General features: G+C 60.9%; 16 protein-coding genes. 13 read left to right on the forward strand and 3 right to left on the reverse strand.

Annotated features, from left to right (window positions below; all coding sequences use genetic code 11):
• Positions 1-879 (reverse strand): heme/hemin ABC transporter substrate-binding protein, encoded by an 879-nt coding sequence (locus BFQ01_RS10940; protein WP_065925297.1) that lies wholly within the window; start codon positions 877-879, stop codon positions 1-3.
• Between the two features lie 157 nt (positions 880-1,036).
• Here BFQ01_RS10940 and BFQ01_RS10945 point away from each other — a divergent pair, with 157 nt between their 5' ends.
• Positions 1,037-1,354 carry a Rieske (2Fe-2S) protein gene (locus tag BFQ01_RS10945; RefSeq protein WP_065925298.1) on the forward strand — a complete coding sequence of 106 codons (318 nt, stop codon included), beginning with the start codon at positions 1,037-1,039 and terminating at the stop codon, positions 1,352-1,354.
• On the opposite strand, the gene sfsA is transcribed toward BFQ01_RS10945, so the two are convergent.
• Positions 1,351-2,061, reverse strand: a complete 711-nt coding sequence (gene sfsA / locus BFQ01_RS10950; protein ID WP_065925299.1) for a DNA/RNA nuclease SfsA — start codon at positions 2,059-2,061, stop codon at positions 1,351-1,353. The genes BFQ01_RS10945 and sfsA overlap by 4 nt on opposite strands.
• The gene (locus BFQ01_RS10955; RefSeq protein WP_065925300.1) at positions 2,061-3,233 is read right to left on the reverse strand and encodes a pyridoxal phosphate-dependent aminotransferase; all 1,173 of its coding nucleotides are present in this window, start codon (positions 3,231-3,233) and stop codon (positions 2,061-2,063) included. Before BFQ01_RS10955 ends, sfsA begins: the two co-directional genes overlap by 1 nt.
• Before the next feature lie 320 nt (positions 3,234-3,553).
• Between BFQ01_RS10955 and dksA the strand changes: the two genes are divergently transcribed.
• The 12 genes from dksA (at position 3,554) to BFQ01_RS11010 (ending at position 18,991) form a co-directional block, all read left to right on the forward strand.
• The gene (gene dksA / locus BFQ01_RS10960; RefSeq protein WP_005791430.1) at positions 3,554-3,988 is read left to right on the forward strand and encodes an RNA polymerase-binding protein DksA; all 435 of its coding nucleotides are present in this window, start codon (positions 3,554-3,556) and stop codon (positions 3,986-3,988) included.
• Between the two features lie 83 nt (positions 3,989-4,071).
• Positions 4,072-4,959 carry a tRNA glutamyl-Q(34) synthetase GluQRS gene (gene gluQRS / locus BFQ01_RS10965; RefSeq protein ID WP_065925301.1) on the forward strand — a complete coding sequence of 296 codons (888 nt, stop codon included), beginning with the start codon at positions 4,072-4,074 and terminating at the stop codon, positions 4,957-4,959.
• Positions 4,960-5,135: 176 nt separating this feature from the next.
• Positions 5,136-5,312, forward strand: a complete 177-nt coding sequence (locus tag BFQ01_RS32240) for a hypothetical protein (RefSeq protein WP_003176118.1) — start codon at positions 5,136-5,138, stop codon at positions 5,310-5,312.
• A complete protein-coding gene (locus BFQ01_RS10970) occupies positions 5,296-8,250 on the forward strand; it encodes a sensor histidine kinase (protein WP_027605383.1) in 2,955 nt (984 codons plus the stop codon). Before BFQ01_RS32240 ends, BFQ01_RS10970 begins: the two co-directional genes overlap by 17 nt.
• A 22-nt stretch (positions 8,251-8,272) precedes the next feature.
• Entirely contained in the window at positions 8,273-9,712 is a 1,440-nt protein-coding gene (locus BFQ01_RS10975) for a sigma-54-dependent transcriptional regulator (RefSeq protein WP_065925302.1), read from the forward strand.
• Between the two features lie 696 nt (positions 9,713-10,408).
• Positions 10,409-11,812, forward strand: coding sequence for a polynucleotide adenylyltransferase PcnB (locus BFQ01_RS10980; RefSeq protein WP_027605381.1), 1,404 nt, complete (start codon positions 10,409-10,411; stop codon positions 11,810-11,812).
• Between the two features lie 2 nt (positions 11,813-11,814).
• Positions 11,815-12,312, forward strand: a complete 498-nt coding sequence (gene folK, locus BFQ01_RS10985) for a 2-amino-4-hydroxy-6-hydroxymethyldihydropteridine diphosphokinase (protein WP_065925303.1) — start codon at positions 11,815-11,817, stop codon at positions 12,310-12,312.
• A 214-nt stretch (positions 12,313-12,526) separates the two neighbouring features.
• Positions 12,527-13,327, forward strand: coding sequence for a 3-methyl-2-oxobutanoate hydroxymethyltransferase (gene panB / locus BFQ01_RS10990; protein WP_065925304.1), 801 nt, complete (start codon positions 12,527-12,529; stop codon positions 13,325-13,327).
• Positions 13,324-14,175, forward strand: a complete 852-nt coding sequence (panC, locus tag BFQ01_RS10995; RefSeq protein WP_065925305.1) for a pantoate--beta-alanine ligase — start codon at positions 13,324-13,326, stop codon at positions 14,173-14,175. The genes panB and panC overlap by 4 nt, the downstream gene beginning before the upstream one ends.
• A gap of 223 nt (positions 14,176-14,398) precedes the next feature.
• The gene (pgi, locus tag BFQ01_RS11000) at positions 14,399-16,063 is read left to right on the forward strand and encodes a glucose-6-phosphate isomerase (protein WP_027605377.1); all 1,665 of its coding nucleotides are present in this window, start codon (positions 14,399-14,401) and stop codon (positions 16,061-16,063) included.
• Between the two features lie 105 nt (positions 16,064-16,168).
• Positions 16,169-18,106 (forward strand): acetate--CoA ligase, encoded by a 1,938-nt coding sequence (acs, locus tag BFQ01_RS11005; RefSeq protein ID WP_065925306.1) that lies wholly within the window; start codon positions 16,169-16,171, stop codon positions 18,104-18,106.
• Positions 18,107-18,121: 15 nt separating this feature from the next.
• Positions 18,122-18,991 carry an oxygenase MpaB family protein gene (locus tag BFQ01_RS11010; RefSeq protein ID WP_065925307.1) on the forward strand — a complete coding sequence of 290 codons (870 nt, stop codon included), beginning with the start codon at positions 18,122-18,124 and terminating at the stop codon, positions 18,989-18,991.
• The last annotated feature ends 39 nt before the right edge of the window (positions 18,992-19,030 follow it).

Genomic DNA, 19,030 nt, shown 5'->3' on the forward strand with positions numbered 1-19,030 from the left:
TCATGGGGCAGGTTTAGCCTGTGATGGGTAAAAACCGGCCGAGAGTTTCACCAGACTTTGCGGCAGGCGCGGTCCAAGCCCACCCACCAGCAAGGTCGGGTCAAGCTCGAACACGCGGCCACGCTTGGCCGCCGGCGTCGAAGCCAGGATCGGATTCTCCTTGAACAACGCCGCGCGCGCCGCGTCCCCCGTGAGGGCGCGGTCGGCAAATACCAGCATATCCGGGCTCAACCCCGCCAACGACTCCACCGAAAACGGCTTGTAACCGCTGTGCGTGGCCAGGTTACGCCCGCCGGCCTGCTGCAACACCCAATCGCCCGCCGTGTCCCTACCGGCAATCAGCGGCTTGCCGCCAGCATGACCGATCAGCAGCAACACGCCAGGTGCCTTCTGCGAGGCCCGTGCCTTGGCGACCCAGCTTTTCTGCTGATCAAGCGCCTGTTCATATGCGGTAAACAATTCACTGGCCTTGGCCTCATCTCCCAGCAACTTACCCAAGTGCTGAAGATTACCCTTCAAAGTCGGCAAATCCGGCTGCGCCGAGAACATTTCCACTTGGACGCCCGCACTGCGAATCTGCGCCAGCACCGGCGGCGGCCCCATCTCTTCAGTCCCCACCAGCACCTGTGGGCGCAGGCTGAGAATGCCTTCGGCCGACAATTGCCGCTGATAGCCGATACTTGGCAACGCCTTGAGCGATTCAGGATGCTGGCTGGTGGTGTCCACGCCAACCAACTTCGGCTCACCGCCCAACGCCGAGACCCATTCCGACAGCGCCCCACCGGCACTCACCCAGCGTTGTGGCAGTTCAGAGGCTTGCGCCCCATGGTTGACCAGCAGTCCGACAACAAGCGCAATAGCGCTGGCACTCAGGCGCATAACAGGGTTTCCTTCCAAAGGGCAGGGCCTTTCGAGCACTCATCGATGTGACAGATAACCCCTGCCGGACATCGAACTGAGCACCCAGTCAGCTAACGGGCGAAGCCGGCATTTGATAATTGTTTGCATTTGAACGTCAAGGCACTTAAGGATTGAAATGAAGTTTCTCTGCCCCTCGGACATGCTCGCGCCCAACAGCAGCCTCGGTTTTACGATGGATGGCACCCCGCTGCTGGCGGTACGCCGGGACGGCATCGCCTACTTCTATATCAACCGCTGCCCACATCGCGGCATTCCACTGGAGTGGCAACCCGACCGGTTCCTAGACGACAGCGCCAGCCTGATCCAGTGCGCCACCCATGGCGCGCTGTTCCTGATCGAAAGCGGCGAGTGCATTGCCGGCCCATGCGCAGGTAAAAGCCTCAAGGCCCTGCGCGGTCGCGAAGACGCGCAGGGCCTGTGGGTGGATCTCTAGTCGAGCAGCACGTCTAAACGACGGTCCACGCAAATCTCCTCGGACGTCACGCGCACCCCATACGCCAATACTTCCACCCCGGCGGCTTTAGCCTCTCGCAAGGCCGCACCATAGGCGGCATCGATTTCCAGCGCCGGGCGCACCGCGTCAATCCCCGAGAGGTTGACGCAATACAACTGCACCGCCCGTACCCCTTCACGCGCCAGATGCGCCAGTTCCCGCAGGTGCTTGGCGCCACGCTGGGTCACCGCATCGGGGAAAGCGGCAACCCGGGTGCCATCAAACCCCAGCGTGACACTTTTGACTTCCACATACGCCGCGCCGTCGGGATATTCGAGACGAAAGTCGATGCGGCTTTTCTCCTGGCCGTAAGGCACTTCCCGCTTCAACGCGGTGAAACCGTTGAGTTCAGTGATCACGCCAGCGCGCAACGCCTCCTCGACCAACGGATTGGCGCGTGCCGTGTTAACGCACGCCAAGCGGCCCTGGGGCGTTTCGGCAATTTCCCAGGTGCCGGGCAACTTGCGCTTGGGGTCATTGGAGCGACTGAACCAGACCTGCCCGCCTTCCACCATGCAATTGAGCATCGAACCGGTATTTGGGCAGTGAATAGTCAACAACTCGCCGGTAACGGTTTCGATATCGGTGAGAAAGCGCTTATAGCGGCGAATCAGCCGGCCTTCTTCGAGGGGAGGATAAAAACGCATCAGCCTTGCCAGCTCCGCAGGCCACGCTGGATTCGTTCCACCGCCTCCTGTAGTCGATCAAGGTTTTGCGTGTAGGCAAAGCGCACATGATGGCCCGCTTGATAGCGGCCAAAATCCAGACCGGGGGTAAAGGCGACATGCTCGGTTTCTAGGAAATGACGACAAAATGCGAAGGCATCTGTGCCGAACGCACTGATATCGGCATACAAATAGAACGCACCTTCCGGCTCTACGGCAATCCCGAAGCCCAACTCGCGCAAGGCGGGCAGCAGGAAATCGCGACGCCGGCCAAATTCGGCACGGCGCTCCTCCAAAATGCTCAGGGTCTGCGGGGTAAAACAGGCGAGCGCCGCATGTTGGGCCATGCTGGGCGCGCTGATATAAAGATTTTGCGCCAGTTTTTCCAGGTCGCCGACCGCAGCCGGCGGCGCCACCAGCCAGCCCAGGCGCCAACCGGTCATGCCGAAATACTTCGAAAAACTATTCAGGACGAAGGCCTCATCGTCGACCTCCAGCACGCTGGCGGCGTCAGTGCCGTAGGTCAGGCCGTGATAGATCTCATCCACCACCAGATGGCCGTTACGCGCCCTGATTGCGTCGGAAAGCCCGGCTAATTCATCACGCGTGAGGATCGTGCCGGTGGGATTCGCCGGGGAGGCAACCAACGCGCCCACGCTGTCCTGATCCCAGTGTTTGGCCACCAGGTCAGCGGTCAGTTGATAACGCACGTCAGGGCCTACCGGCACCAGTTGCGCGGCACATTCCACCAGGCGCAGGAAGTGCCGGTTACACGGGTAACCCGGGTCTGCCAGCAGCCAATGCTTGCCGGGGTCCACCAACAGACTGCTGGCCAGCAACAGTGCGCCGGAGCCCCCCGGGGTGATCAGGATGCGCTCGGGATCGACGTTCAATCCGTAGCGCTGCTGGTAGAAACCGCTAATGGCTTCACGCAATTCCGGCAGGCCACGGGCCGCGGTATAGCGGGTCTTGCCATTGGCCAACGCCGCCTGACCCGCCTTGATGATCGGCTCGGCCGTGGTGAAATCCGGCTCGCCGATCTCCAAGTGGATCACATCATGACCGGCCGCTTGCAGCTCATTGGCTCGCGCCAGCAACGCCATGACATGAAAAGGTTCGATGGCGCGACTGCGCGCACTGTAGGGCTGAGCCATTAGCCTTCCTTAACGGTGAGGACAAAATCAGGATTCTACCGAACCCTCGCGGTAAAACATGCTCTATTGCCTGCCTGGCCGTCCAAGATGAACCCGGCAAGCGCTTGCAAAACGACTAAAATCAACATTCGAGACGATGCATACCCAGCCACAGCGGGCTGCTGCAGTTGGCAAACCCTGCGTGACGGGCGTCGACAACCGGGAGTGGCGCACCCTGAATCTATCTGGTAAGTTCGCCCGCTTGCAGCCGCAGGGCCGGCAGGTGTCGGTGACGTTGCAATCCTGCGCAATGGATTAGAAGAGTGAGAGGCGGTCTATTCATGTCCACCCAAGCAAAGCAACAGAGCATCAGCGGCTTCCAACCCTACGTTGAATCGAAGGGTGAGGAATACATGGGCAAGCCCATGCGCGAGCACTTCTCCAAAATCCTGAAGCAGTGGAAGCAGGACTTGATGCAGGAAGTCGACCGCACGGTTGACCATATGAAGGATGAAGCGGCCAACTTCCCGGACCCGGCAGACCGTGCCAGCCAGGAAGAAGAGTTCGCCCTAGAACTGCGCGCCCGTGATCGCGAGCGCAAGCTGATCAAGAAAATCGACAAGACGTTGCAACTGATCGAAGACGAAGAATACGGCTGGTGCGAATCCTGCGGTGTCGAGATCGGTATCCGTCGCCTGGAAGCCCGTCCTACTGCGGACCTCTGCGTAGATTGCAAGACCTTGGCTGAAATCAAGGAAAAACAGGTCGGCAAGTGATCCAGCCGAGCTGAACGAATGGGGCGTGCGAACGCCCCATTTTTGTTTCTGGGATTTACCGATTTTCCAGTAGTATCCGACCCATGACTGCCTCTACCTATATCGGGCGTTTCGCCCCCACGCCCAGCGGCCATTTGCACTTCGGTTCCCTGGTCGCCGCCCTCGCCTCCTACCTCGATGCCCGCGCCAATCACGGCCGCTGGCTGATGCGCATGGAAGACCTCGACCCTCCCCGCGAAGAGCCCGGCGCCCAGGCGGCAATCCTGCATGCCCTGGAGAGCTACGGTTTTGAGTGGGATGGCGAACTGGTCCGACAAAGCGAGCGGCATGACGCCTACGCCAAGGTACTGAACGATATGTTCAACCACGGCCTGGCCTACGCCTGTACCTGTTCACGTAAACAATTGGAGCCCTACGACGGGATTTACCCAGGCCTGTGCCGAAATGCCGGTCACGACCAGCAGGACGCCGCCATCCGCCTGCGTGTTCCCGAGCTGGAGTACCACTTTACTGACCGCGCACAAGGAGAATTCCGACAACACCTGGGCCGTGACGTCGGCGACTTCGTCATCCGTCGCCGCGATGGCCTCTACGCCTATCAACTGGCCGTGGTGCTCGACGATGCCTGGCAAGGGGTTACCGATATCGTGCGCGGCGCCGATCTGCTCGACTCCACGCCACGCCAACTGTACCTGCAGGAGTTGCTGGGCCTGCGCCAGCCGCGCTATCTGCACGTACCGTTGATCGTCCAGCCGGACGGTAACAAGCTGGGCAAATCCTATCGTTCCCCGCCGCTGAATCCCGACCAGGCCACGCCGCTGCTATTGAGAGCCCTGCGCGCCCTTGGCCAGCAGCCTGGCGACGAACTGCTTCATGCCAGCCCACGGGAGTTGCTGGATTGGGGCATTGTGCACTGGGATGCCAGCAGGATCCCACGCACACTGACCCTGGCCGAAGCGCAATTACGCTGAAGGCGCTTGCAGCCTGCCAGCCATCCGTTACCATCGCGTAGGAGCGAGCTTGCTCGCGAAAAACTCCCAGGCAACACGTTTATCCAGGATGTACGCGTTTAGGTTAGCGCCCTTCGCGAGCAAGCTCGCTCCTACAGAAAACCGTTGCATTACCGCACTCTCAATCAAAGGCCAACATGTACATCTATCGATTGGTCCTGCTGCTGGTCGTCGGGATCTACCTGTTTTCCCCCGCCATCATGGATTGGTGGATCGACGCCACGGGCGCCTGGTATCGCCCCTATCTGCTGTGGCTGATCCTGATCGTCGTGACCTTCATCCTGCAGAGCCAAAAAGATGCCGATGAGCTTTAGCCTCACTCAGATGCTGCTGATCAGCGCCGCTTACCTGGCCGCGTTGTTCGGCGTCGCCTGGATCAGTGAGCGCGGAATGATTCCGCGGGCGATCATTCGCCATCCGTTGACCTACACCTTGTCCCTCGGCGTGTACGCCAGCGCCTGGGCGTTCTATGGCACCGTCGGCCTGGCCTATCAATACGGCTACGGCTTTCTCTCCAGCTACCTGGGGGTGTCAGGTGCATTCCTACTGGCACCGGTGCTGCTGTACCCGATCCTGAAAATTACTCGCACCTATCAGCTGTCGTCCCTGGCCGACCTGTTCGCCTTCCGCTTCCGCAGCACGTGGGCCGGGGCATTGACCACGGTATTCATGCTGATCGGCGTGCTGCCCTTGCTGGCCCTGCAGATCCAGGCGGTGGCCGACTCCATCAGCATCCTGACCCGCGAGCCGGTGCAACACCGGGTCGCCCTGGCGTTCTGTGCGCTGATCAGCCTGTTTACGATTTTCTTCGGCTCACGCCACATCGCCACCCGCGAGAAACACGAAGGGCTGGTATTTGCGATTGCGTTCGAATCGGTGATCAAGCTGATCGCCATCGGCGGCGTCGGCCTCTACGCGCTCTATGGCGTGTTCGACGGCCCGCAACAGCTGGAGCTGTGGCTGCTGCAAAACCAGACCGCCCTCGCCGCCCTGCACACGCCGCTGCAGGAAGGCCCATGGCGCACGCTGTTGCTGGTGTTCTTCGCCTCGGCGATCGTAATGCCGCACATGTACCACATGACCTTCACCGAGAACCTCAACCCGCGCTCGCTGGTCAGCGCCAGCTGGGGCTTGCCGCTGTTCCTGCTGTTGATGAGCCTTGCGGTGCCGCTGATCCTCTGGGCCGGCCTGAAACTGGGGGCTACCACCAACCCCGAGTATTTCACCCTGGGTATCGGTATCGCCGCCAATAGCCCGGCGTTGGCGCTGCTGGCGTATGTCGGCGGTTTGTCTGCTGCCAGCGGGCTGATTATCGTCACGACGCTGGCCCTTTCGGGCATGGCCCTCAATCACCTGGTGCTGCCGCTGTACCAGCCGCCCGCCGAAGGCAATATCTACCGCTGGCTGAAATGGACGCGCCGCGCACTCATCGTCGCGATCATCATGGCCGGCTACGGGTTCTACCTGTTGCTCGGCGCCGGGCAAGACCTGGCCAACCTGGGTATTGTCGCGTTTGTCGCCACCTTGCAGTTCCTGCCGGGAGTGCTATCGGTGCTGTACTGGCCGACCGCCAATCGCCGTGGGTTTATCGCCGGGCTGCTGGCCGGGATCCTGGTATGGATCGTCACCATGCTGCTGCCGTTGGTCGGCAACCTGCAGGGTTTCTACATTCCGCTGCTGAACATGATCTACGTGCTGGACGACACCAGTTGGCATATGGCGGCGATTGCCTCGCTGGCCGCCAACGTACTGATGTTCACCCTGATCTCGCTGTTCACCAATGCCAGCCCGGAAGAGACCAGCGCCGCCGAGGCGTGCGCGGTGGATAACGTGCGTCGCCCGCAGCGCCGCGAACTGCACGCGGCCTCGCCCCAGGAATTCGCCACGCAACTGGCCAAGCCCCTCGGTGCCAAGGCGGCTCAGAAGGAAGTCGAGCAGGCGCTGCGCGATCTGTACCTGCCCTTTGACGAGCGCCGCCCGTATGCGCTGCGTCGCCTGCGCGACCGCATCGAAGCCAACCTGTCCGGCCTGATGGGCCCCAGCGTGTCCCAGGACATGGTGGAAACCTTCCTGCCCTACAAGGCCGGCGGCGAAAACTACGTCACCGAAGACATCCATTTCATCGAAAGCCGGCTGGAGGATTACCACTCACGCCTCACCGGCCTGGCGGCCGAACTCGACGCCTTGCGCCGTTACCATCGCCAGACCCTGCAGGAACTGCCGATGGGCGTGTGTTCCCTAGCCAAGGATCAAGAGATCCTGATGTGGAACAAGGCCATGGAAGAACTCACCGGCATCGCCGCGCAACGGGTGGTGGGCTCGCGCCTGAATACCCTGGGCGATCCGTGGAAAGAACTGCTCCAGGGCTTTATCAACCTGCCCGACGAGCATTTGCACAAACAGCACCTGGCCCTCGACGGCCAGACCCGCTGGCTCAACCTGCACAAAGCCGCGATCGATGAACCGTTGGCCCCCGGTAACAGCGGCCTGGTTCTGCTGGTCGAAGACCTGACTGAAACCCAGATGCTCGAGGACAAGCTGGTGCACTCCGAGCGCCTGGCCAGCATTGGTCGCTTGGCGGCGGGTGTGGCCCACGAAATCGGCAACCCGATCACCGGTATCGCCTGCCTCGCGCAAAACCTGCGGGAAGAGCGTGAAGAAGACGGCGAAATCATCGAAATCAGCGGGCAAATCCTCGAACAGACCAAGCGCGTCTCGCGCATCGTGCAGTCGCTGATGAGCTTTGCCCATGCCGGCGGCCATCAGAATCTGGATGAGGCCGTATGCCTGGCCGAAGTGGCCCAGGATGCCATTGGGCTGCTCGCCTTGAACCGGCGCAATTTCGAAGTACAGTTCTTCAACTTGTGCGACCCCGACCATTGGGTCGACGGCGACTCACAACGCCTGGCCCAAGTGCTGATCAACCTGCTGTCCAACGCCCGTGACGCAACCCCGGCCGGTGGTGCGGTACGCGTCAAGACCGAGGCTTTCGAACATACCGTCGATCTGATCGTCGAAGATGAAGGCAGCGGTATTCCACAGAACATCATGGACCGATTGTTCGAACCCTTCTTCACCACCAAGGACCCGGGTGAAGGTACCGGTCTGGGCCTTGCACTGGTCTATTCCATCGTTGAAGAGCATTATGGACAAATCACCATCGACAGCCCGGCTGACACCGAAAGCCAACGCGGCACCCGTATTCGGGTGACCTTGCCGCGTCATGTCGAAGCGACGTCCGCTGTGAACTGAGACCGTCGAGAGAATTGAATCAATGCCGCACATTTTGATCGTCGAAGACGAAACCATTATCCGCTCTGCCTTGCGTCGCCTGCTTGAACGTAATCAATACCAGGTCAGCGAAGCCGGCTCGGTGCAGGAAGCACAAGAGCGTTTCAGCATCCCCACGTTCGACCTGATTGTCAGTGACCTGCGCCTGCCCGGCGCACCGGGCACCGAGCTGATCAAGCTTGGCCAGGGCACCCCGGTGCTGATCATGACCAGCTATGCCAGCCTGCGCTCGGCGGTTGATTCCATGAAAATGGGCGCGGTGGACTACATTGCCAAGCCGTTTGACCACGATGAAATGCTCCAGGCCGTGGCCCGCATCCTGCGCGACCGCCAGTCTGCCAGCAGCGCGCCTGCCGAACAGCGCCCCGCCGGCAAGGCCACCAACGGCGCCGACAAACCGGGAGTCGACAACAGCAACGGCGAAATCGGCATCATTGGCTCCTGCCCGCCGATGCAGGACCTGTACGGCAAGATCCGTAAGGTCGCGCCCACCGACTCCAATGTATTGATCCAGGGCGAGTCAGGCACCGGTAAAGAACTGGTGGCCCGCGCCCTGCACAACCTGTCCAAACGCGCCAAGGCGCCGATGATTTCGGTGAACTGTGCGGCGATCCCCGAATCCCTGATCGAGTCCGAACTGTTCGGCCACGAGAAAGGCGCGTTTACCGGCGCCAGCGCTGGGCGTGCGGGCCTGGTGGAAGCGGCGGACGGCGGGACGCTGTTTCTTGATGAAATCGGTGAGTTGCCGCTGGAGGCCCAGGCGCGACTGCTGCGTGTGCTGCAGGAAGGTGAGATTCGACGTGTAGGCTCGGTGCAATCGCAGAAGGTTGACGTACGCCTGATCGCGGCCACCCACCGCGACCTCAAGAGCCTGGCCAAGATCGGTCAGTTCCGTGAAGACTTGTATTACCGCCTGCACGTGATCGCGCTCAAATTGCCGGCCCTGCGTGAGCGCGGTGCCGACGTGAATGAGATCGCCAACGCATTCCTGCTGCGCCAGAGTGCACGCATCAACCGTACCGACCTGACGTTCGCGCCGGACGCCGAGCAGGCGATTCGGCATTACTCGTGGCCGGGTAACGTGCGGGAACTGGAGAATGCGGTCGAGCGTGCAGTGATCCTGTCGGAAAGCCCGGAAATTTCCGCCGAGCTGCTGGGTATCGATATTGAGCTCAGTGACTTGGAAGATGACGATTTCATTGGCCTGGCCCCGACACAGGGCGGCGCCAGCAATACCAGCCATGAGCCGACGGAAGATTTGTCACTGGAAGACTACTTCCAGCATTTCGTCCTTGAGCATCAGGACCACATGACCGAGACCGAGCTGGCACGCAAGCTGGGCGTGAGCCGCAAGTGCCTGTGGGAACGCCGCCAGCGCCTGGGCATTCCACGGCGCAAGACCGGGGTGGCCAGCGAAAGCTGAGGGTGCGCCTCCACAGGTAACACCCTCAGATGTGAAAAAACTGTTACCGGGGATATTTCGCGTAACAAAAGCCGGGGCTTACGGTAACGAAGCCCCGGCTTTTTTTTGCCCCTCAAAAACCAAAAAACACCTCAACCCCCCGGTTTTGCTGGGCGACGCAAAAGTTGGCACGCACCCTGCTATATGCTTAGTACAAAAACAATAACAAGCTTTGTACAAGACAATAAAAATAAGACGAATCGACTCACGCATAACAAAAACAACACGGCGGAGGCGCAGCTAACTGATTCTTTTGGAGAGGCGTTGCATTTGGGGCTTGCCCCGCAACCAGGCCGAGAACAACAAAAACTGCCCTAAGGCAGAGCCTGAACTGGTTGGATCGTAGATCAGCAACACAGCGACCAAAGCAATCCGTTTGCTCTTGACTCCCGATTGGGAGGGTCATGAAGGTGAAGCTTCATGGCGAGGGCGATCAACAAAAACAAGAAGCCCGAAATCAATAATAAAAATAGAGCACGCAACTACTTCTGGGGGAGCTTCGGCTCCCCTTGTAGTTTCCGGGATTTGACGATTTAAGGCTTATGGCGCAACGCCGAAGCTTGTTCCTACACCATCCCCTGACTAAATGCTAGAATCCCCGCCCATCATGCGGTCATTCTTCGTTATGGCCGAACATTCCTTCAAACAGTGCATCCCATGCTGAAGAAGTTGTTCCAGTCATTCCGTTCTCCCTTGCGTCGTACGCAACACAAACGCAGCACGCCTGAAGTGCTCAACAGCAGCCAGCATTCGTTGCAGCGCGCTCAATTCAGCCGTTATGCGGTGAATATCGTCGAACGGTTGCAGAACGCCGGTTACCAGGCCTACCTGGTGGGCGGTTGCGTACGCGACATGCTGCTCAATATCACGCCTAAGGATTTCGACGTCGCCACCAGTGCCACGCCTGAGCAAGTGCGTGCCGAGTTTCGCAATGCGCGAATCATCGGTCGCCGCTTCAAGCTGGTGCACATCCACTTTGGTCGCGAAATCATCGAGGTCGCGACCTTCCGTGCCGGCCACCCGCAAAACGATGAAGAGGAAGACACCAATCAGTCCTCCCGCAACGAGAGCGGGCGCATCCTGCGCGACAACGTCTATGGCACCCTGGAAGAAGACGCACAGCGCCGCGACTTCACCATCAATGCCCTCTATTACGACCCGGTCAGCGAACGCATCCTCGATTACGCCAATGGCGTACACGATATCCGCAATAACCTGATCCGCCTGATCGGCGACCCGACGCAGCGCTATCAGGAAGACCCGGTGCGCATGCTACGGGCCGTGCGCTTCGCCGCCAAGCTCAACTTCGGTATCGAGAAACACACCGCCGCACCGATACGCGAGCTGGCACCGATGCTGCGGGAAATCCCGTCCGCGCGTCTGTTCGAAGAAGTGCTCAAGCTGTTCCTCTCCGGCTACGCCGCCGACACCTTCGAAATGCTGGTCGACTTGCAGTTGTTCGACCCACTGTTTCCGGCCAGCGCCGAAGCACTGGAGTACAACCCGACTTATACCCACACGCTGATCAGCGAAGCCTTGATCAATACCGACCTGCGCATCAAGCAGAACAAACCGGTCACGCCGGCGTTCCTGTTTGCCGCCCTGTTGTGGCCGGCCCTGCCCAAGCGCGTACTGCGTCTGCAGGAACGTGGCATGCCGCCGATCCCGGCCATGCAGGAAGCCGCTCACGAGCTGATCGCCGAACAGTGCCAGCGCATTGCTATCCCGAAACGTTTCACGATGCCGATCCGCGAGATCTGGGACATGCAGGAACGCCTGCCCCGCCGCAGCGGCAAGCGTGCCGACCTGCTGCTGGACAACCCGCGCTTCCGTGCCGGCTACGACTTCCTGCTGCTGCGTGAAAGCGCCGGCGAGCAGACCGACGGCCTGGGCGAATGGTGGACCGACTACCAGGATGCCAATGACAGCCAACGCCGCGACATGATTCGCGACCTCGGCAGCAAGGGTGATGGCGAAGGCGCAGGGCCGAAGAAGCGTCGTCGCAGCGGCACCAAGCGCAAACGCAGTGCTGCCGATGCCTCGGGCGCTGCGGGCGAATAAACGTGGAACGCATCTACATCGGCATGGGCAGCAACCTGGCAGCCCCGGACCAGCAATTGCGCAGCGCTATCCAAGCGCTGGCGCAATTGCCAGACACTTGCGTCGCGGGTGTGTCCGCCTTTTACCAAAGTGACTCCCTGCTCCCGGGCCAGCCGCGCTACACCAACGCAGTTGCCGCCCTGGACAGCCGCCTTGCGCCACTTGACCTGCTGGACGCGCTGCAAGCCATCGAAAACGACCACGGCCGCGAGCGCCTGGAGCGTTGGGGCCCTCGCACCCTTGACCTGGACATTCTGCTGTTTGGCGATCGCCTGATCGACGAACCGCGCCTGAAGGTGCCCCACTATCAGATGCACCTGCGTGCATTTGTGTTGTATCCGCTGGCCGAACTGGCACCTGCCGCATTGCAATTGCCGGATGGCAAACCCCTCAGTGCCCTGCTTGACGCCTGCCCGTTTGTCGGCCTGGAACGGCTCCCGGTTGCTGAATCGCGTCAGTAACAGCGGTAACACCGCCATCGTAACAATGCGGTAACACATCCAATTGACTTCCCGTGTCCTCCTCACGACTATAGGCGTCCCGCTGCCGCCAACCCGGCAATGAAGGGCGCAATCCAGGCCTTATAAGCACTGCTCTCAAGACAGTGCGCCTGTATAAACGAAGACTCACGCGCGTTACTCGCTGTTTCCAAGCGCCTGAACGAGGACCCTTTTCATGCCAGACATTACCCTGACCACCTTGCAGAGCCTCAAGCTCAAAGGTGAAAAAATCACCATGCTCACCTGCTATGACGCCACCTTCGCCCACGCCAGTTGCCAGGCCGGGGTTGAAGTGTTGTTGGTAGGCGACTCCCTGGGCATGGTCCTTCAAGGGAATGACAGCACCCTGCCCGTCACCACCGATGAACTGGCCTACCACACCGCCAGCGTCAAGCGCGGGAACGACGGCGCATTCATCATCGCCGACCTGCCGTTCATGGATTACGCCACCGTCGAGCAGACCTTCCTGAACGCCGGCAAACTGATGCGTGCCGGTGCACACATGATCAAGGTAGAGGGCGCCGTATGGCTCGCCGAGTCGATTCGCCTGCTGGCTGAACGCGGCGTGCCGGTCTGTGCACATATGGGCCTGACACCACAGTCCGTGAACATCCTCGGCGGCTACAAGGTGCAAGGCCGCAACGAAGCCCAGGCGCGCCAGATGCGCGCCGATGCCATCGCCCTGGAGCAGGCGGGCGTCGCGATGATCCTGCTCGAATGCGTGCCCAGCGAACTCGCGGCAGAAATCACCCAGGCCGTTAAGGTGCCGGTGATCGGTATTGGCGCGGGCTCGGCCACCGACGGCCAGGTGCTGGTGCTGCACGACATGCTCGGCCTGTCGATTACCGGCCGCGTGCCAAAGTTCGTGAAGAACTTCATGACTGGCCAGGACAGCATCCACGCGGCATTGAGTGCCTACGTCGCCGAAGTCAAAGGCGTGACCTTCCCAGGCGCCGAACACGGATTCTCTGCATGAACACCGTAAAAACCGTACGCGAACTCAGAGCCGCCGTCGCCCACGCCCGCAAGGCCGGCAAACGCATCGGCTTCGTGCCCACCATGGGTAACCTGCACAGCGGACATGCCAGCCTGGTCAGCAAGGCTGTGCAGCAGGCGGACTTTGTCGTGGCGAGTATTTTCGTCAACCCACTGCAATTTGGCGCCGGCGAAGACCTGGACAAGTACCCTCGCACCCTGGCCGCCGATCAGGAAAAGCTCCTGCAGGCCGGCTGCAACCTGCTGTTCGCGCCAACCGTCGAGGAGATGTACCCCGGCGGCATGACCGGCCAGACCCGCGTCAGCGTCCCGCAATTGTCCGAAGGCTTGTGCGGCGCCAGCCGTCCCGGGCATTTCGAAGGCGTGGCGACCGTGGTCAGCAAATTGTTCAACATGGTCCAGCCGGACATGGCTGTATTTGGCCAGAAGGACTACCAGCAACTGGCCGTGATTCGTGCCATGGTCCATGACCTGAACATGCCGATCCAGATTATCGGCGAGCCCACCGTACGCGCCGATGATGGCCTGGCGCTGTCCTCGCGCAACGGTTTTCTCAGCGAAGAACAACGTGCGATCGCGCCGGTGCTGTACCGCAGCCTCAGCCAGATTGCCGCAGCCATCAAAAGCGGTGATCACGACTTCGCCAGGCTGCGTGCCGAACAGGTGCAGCAGATCGAGGCTGTCGGGTTGCGCCTGGATTACCTCGAAGTGCGCCAGGGCCTGAACCTGCGGGCCGCTACGGCGGAGGATCGGGATATTGTGATTCTGGTGGCGGCCTTTCTAGGCACGACCCGCCTTATCGACAACCTGCATCTGACCCTCGACTGACCCCTCTGAACACCCCGCCGATTGCCCTGATCGCTGTGCCGGTATAAAAAAGTACCGGCCACAGCGCAGACAAAGCCAAGACATATCGACACGCTAGGTTTAATGTAATCGCCCTGCGCTATGGTTAGCGCTGTCTGGAACCCAATCCTTGAGATAAGACTGGATGTTCCGGGCTTTGAAGTGTCCTAAAGGCAGTCCCCGTAATAAAAGGAAACCCGCAGCGATGGCGTACTACCGCACCCCTCATGACGTTACCGCTCTGCCCGCCTGGCAAGCGCTCAACCAACATCGCCAAGCCATGCAGGATTTCAGCATGCGCGAAGCGTTCAATGCCGATCCCCAGCGCTTTTCCCAGTTCACCTTGAGCAGCTGCGGACTTTTCCTCGATTACTCGAAAAACCTGATCACCGGCGAGACCCGCGACCTGCTGGTGGGCCTTGCCAACGAAGTGGGTCTTAAAGACGCAATCAACTCGCTGTATGCGGGCGAGCCGGTCAACTCCTCCGAAGGCCGCCCTGCCCTGCACACCGCCCTGCGTCGCCCGGTGGGCGACAAGCTGTCGGTCAATGGCGTGAACATCATGCCGGACGTGCACAAGGTGCTGAACCAGATCACCGACCTGGTCGGCCGCATCCACGACGGCCTGTGGCGTGGCTACACCGAGAAGCCGATCACCGACGTGGTGAACATCGGCATTGGCGGCTCGTTCCTCGGCCCGGAGCTGGTCTCTGAAGCGCTGTTGTCCTACGCCCACAAAGGCGTGCGCTGCCACTACCTGGCGAACATCGATGGCAGCGAATTCCATGAGCTGACCATGAAGCTGCGCGCCGAGACCACGCTGTTTATCGTCTCGTCGAAATCCTTCAACACCCTGGAAACCCTGAAAAACGCCCAGGCCGCCCGCGCCTGGTACCTGGCCCAGGGTGGCTCGGAAGCCGAGCTGTACCGCCACTTTATCGCCGTGTCGAGCAACAACGCGGCCGCCGTGGCCTTCGGTATCCGCGAAGAAAACATCTTCCCGATGTGGGACTGGGTGGGCGGCCGTTATTCGTTGTGGTCGGCCATCGGCCTGCCAATCGCCCTGGCCATCGGCATGTCCAACTTCAAGGAACTGCTGTCCGGTGCCTACACCATGGACCAGCATTTCCAGAACGCGCCGTTCGAACAGAACATGCCGGTGCTGCTGGGCCTGCTGGGCGTTTGGTACGGCAACTTCTGGGGTGCGCAGAGCCATGCGATCCTGCCGTACGACCACTACCTGCGTAACATCACCAAGCACTTGCAACAGCTGGACATGGAATCCAACGGCAAGAGCGTGCGCCAGGACGGCAAACCGGTGTCCACCGACACCGGCCCGGTGATCTGGGGTGGCGTCGGCTGCAACGGCCAACATGCTTATCACCAGTTGCTACACCAAGGCACCCAACTGATCCCGGCCGACTTCATCGTGCCGATCGTCAGCTTCAACCCGGTGTCCGACCACCATCAGTGGCTGTACGCCAACTGCCTGTCCCAAAGCCAGGCACTGATGCTCGGCAAGACCCGCAGCGAAGCCGAAGCCGAGCTGCGCGACAAGGGCATCCCGGAAGACGACGTGCAGAAGCTGGCACCGCACAAGGTGATCCCGGGCAACCGTCCGAGCAACACGCTCGTGGTTGAACGCATCAGCCCGCGTCGCCTGGGCGCCCTGGTTGCGATGTATGAACATAAAGTGTTCGTGCAAAGCGTGATCTGGGGCATCAACGCCTTCGACCAATGGGGCGTGGAGCTGGGCAAGGAGCTGGGCAAGGGCGTATACAATCGCCTCACCGGCGCCGAAGAAACCTTGGCCGAAGACGCTTCGACCCAGGGGCTTATCAACTACTTCCGCGGCCGTCACCGCGGCTGATGCAGGCACCGCAAGGCCAACGTCCGTTTGGACGTTGGCCTTGAACCCTCTCCATACAGGGTGCATCTTTATGACTTGTCGCAAAAACAAGAATAAGGATCGCTCATGTTCGATATCAGCACGTTTCCCACCGCCGATGCCGTCCGCCGGGCTGCGCAACTCAGTCAAGAGGACTACCAGCGCCTCTATCGCCAATCCATCGAACAGCCGGACACGTTCTGGGCCGAGCAGGCCAAGGGCTTTCTCGACTGGATAACACCGTGGCACACCGTCCAGCAGTCAGACATCCAGACCGGTGCCGCCCAATGGTTTGCCGGTGGCCAGTTGAACGTCAGCTACAACTGCATCGACCGTCACCTGGCGCAACGCGCCGATCAGCCGGCCTTCATCTGGGAAGGTGACGATCCTGCAAAATCTTCCAAAATCACCTACCGCCAACTGCACCAAAACGTCTGCCGCCTGGCCAATGTGCTGAAAAGCCGTGGCGTGAAAAAGGGCGACCGGGTGTGTATCTACATGCCGATGATCCCGGAAGCGGCCTACGCCATGCTGGCCTGCACGCGGATTGGCGCGGTGCACTCGGTGGTATTTGGCGGGTTCTCACCGGACGCCCTGCGCGACCGCATTCTGGACGCCGACTGCCGCACCGTGATCACAGCCGATGAAGGCGTGCGCGGTGGTAAGCCGGTGGCGTTGAAACAGAACGTCGACAAGGCCCTGGCCAGCTGCCCCGACGTCAGCACGGTGCTGGTGGTACAACGCACCGGCGCACCGGTGAGCTGGAGCGAAGGCCGCGACCTCAAGTATCAACAGGCCCTCGATGCAGCGAGCGACGATTGCCCTCCCGAACCGATGGACGCCGAAGCCCCGCTGTTTATCCTCTACACCTCCGGCAGCACCGGCAAGCCCAAGGGTGTGCTGCACACCACGGGCGGCTACCTGCTCCAGGCGGCAATGACCTTCAAGTACGTACTCGATTACCGCGACGGTGAGGTGTTCTGGTGCACCGCCGACGTGGGTTGGGTCACCGGCCATAGTTACATCGTGTACGGGCCGCTGGCCAATGGCGCGACCTCGCTGATGTTCGAAGGTGTGCCGAGCTACCCGGACAGTTCGCGCTTCTGGCAGGTCATCGATAAACACCAGGTGAATATCTTCTACACCGCTCCCACCGCCTTGCGCGCGTTGATGCGCGAGGGTCACGCCCCGCTGGAGACGACCTCCCGCGCCAGCCTGCGTCTGCTGGGCAGCGTGGGCGAACCGATCAACCCGGAAGCCTGGGACTGGTACTTCAACGCGGTGGGCGAACAGCGTTGCCCTATTGTCGATACCTGGTGGCAGACCGAGACCGGCGGCATCATGCTCAGCCCGCTGGTCAGCGCCCAGCGCATCAAACCAGGTTGCGCCACCCAGCCGATGTTTGGCGTGCAGCCCGTGCTGCTGGATGAACAAGGCAAGGTCATCAGCGGTGCCGGCAGCGGCGTACTGGCGATCAAGGCCAGCTGGCCGGGGCAGATTCGCAGCGTCTACGGCGACCCGCAGCGCATGGTCGACACCTATTTCAAACCCTACCCCGGTTACTATTTCACCGGTGACGGCGCGCGCCGCGATGAGGACGGCGACTACTGGATCACCGGGCGTATCGACGATGTGATCAACGTGTCCGGCCACCGTATCGGCACCGCCGAGGTAGAAAGTGCGTTGGTACTGCATGACCAGGTGGCCGAGGCTGCCGTGGTGGGCTACCCCCACGACGTCAAGGGCCAGGGCATCTACGCCTTTGTCACCCCCATGAATGGCGTCGAACCCAGCGAGGCGCTGAAAAAACACCTGCTGGAACTGGTCAGCAAGGAAATCGGCAGCTTTGCCAAGCCGGAACTGATCCAATGGGCACCGGCCTTGCCGAAAACCCGATCCGGCAAGATCATGCGCCGGATTTTGCGCAAGATCGCCTGCAACGAACTGGACAGCCTGGGTGATACCTCGACCCTGGCCGACCCCAGCGTCGTCGACGGCCTGATCGACAAACGCCTGAACCGCTAGGAAACCCGAGTCGCCATGGAATTTATCCGCAGCCGTATCGAAACCCAGTTGATGAGTCTCACCGGCTTGTCACTGGGCCAACTGGACCTGGAAAATCCCAAGGGCGATCCGGGCCTGTTCGGGCCGGACTCGGTCAGTTGGCAAGTCCATGGTGACTTCAGCAGCATGCTCATCGGCGGCATCAGCGCCTTGATGCTGCAAGCCTTGCACCCATTGGCCCTGGCCGGCGTGTGGGACCATTCGAATTTTCGCCAGGACATGCTTGGGCGCCTGCGCCGTACCTCGCAGTTTATTTCCGGTACCACGTTCGGCGCGCGCAAAGACGCCGACTGGCTGATCGAAAAAGTGCGCACCATTCACCTGCAGGTGGTGGGCCATGCCCCGGACGGGAGGCCTTACGCGGCCAGCGATCCAGCGCTGCTGACCTGGGTGCATGTGGCGGAGGTGAGCAACTTTCTTGCTGCCCACTTGCGCTATCGCAACCCGCACCTCTGCGGCCGTGATCAGGACCGTTACTACAGCGAGATCGCCGTCGTCGCAGAACGGCTCGGCGCGCAGGATGTGCCGCATTCACGCCAGGAAATTTCCGATTACCTTGAGAATATCCGCCCGCAATTGCTGTGCGACGAGCGCAGCCGCGAAGTGCTGCGCCTGTTGCTGAACGCGCCCTCCCCCAGCCTGTTGGCCAAGCCTTTTGGTGCCTTGATGATGCAAGCCGGGATCGACCTGCTGCCGGACTGGGCCAGCACCCTGCTCGATCAGCACCAGGGCCCGCTGCAACGCCGGATGATCCGCGCCGGGGTCAAGCGCAGCGCGCCGTTGTTGCGCTGGGCGATGCGCAATGGTTCGGTGCAGCGTGCACACCGGCGGATGGGGTTGATGTAGGCAACGCGCCATAGCTGCTAAACTCCGCGCCCTCATTAC

This window comes from Pseudomonas sp. 8 R 14 (genome assembly GCF_900005955.1).
GTDB lineage: Bacteria > Pseudomonadota > Gammaproteobacteria > Pseudomonadales > Pseudomonadaceae > Aquipseudomonas > Aquipseudomonas marginalis.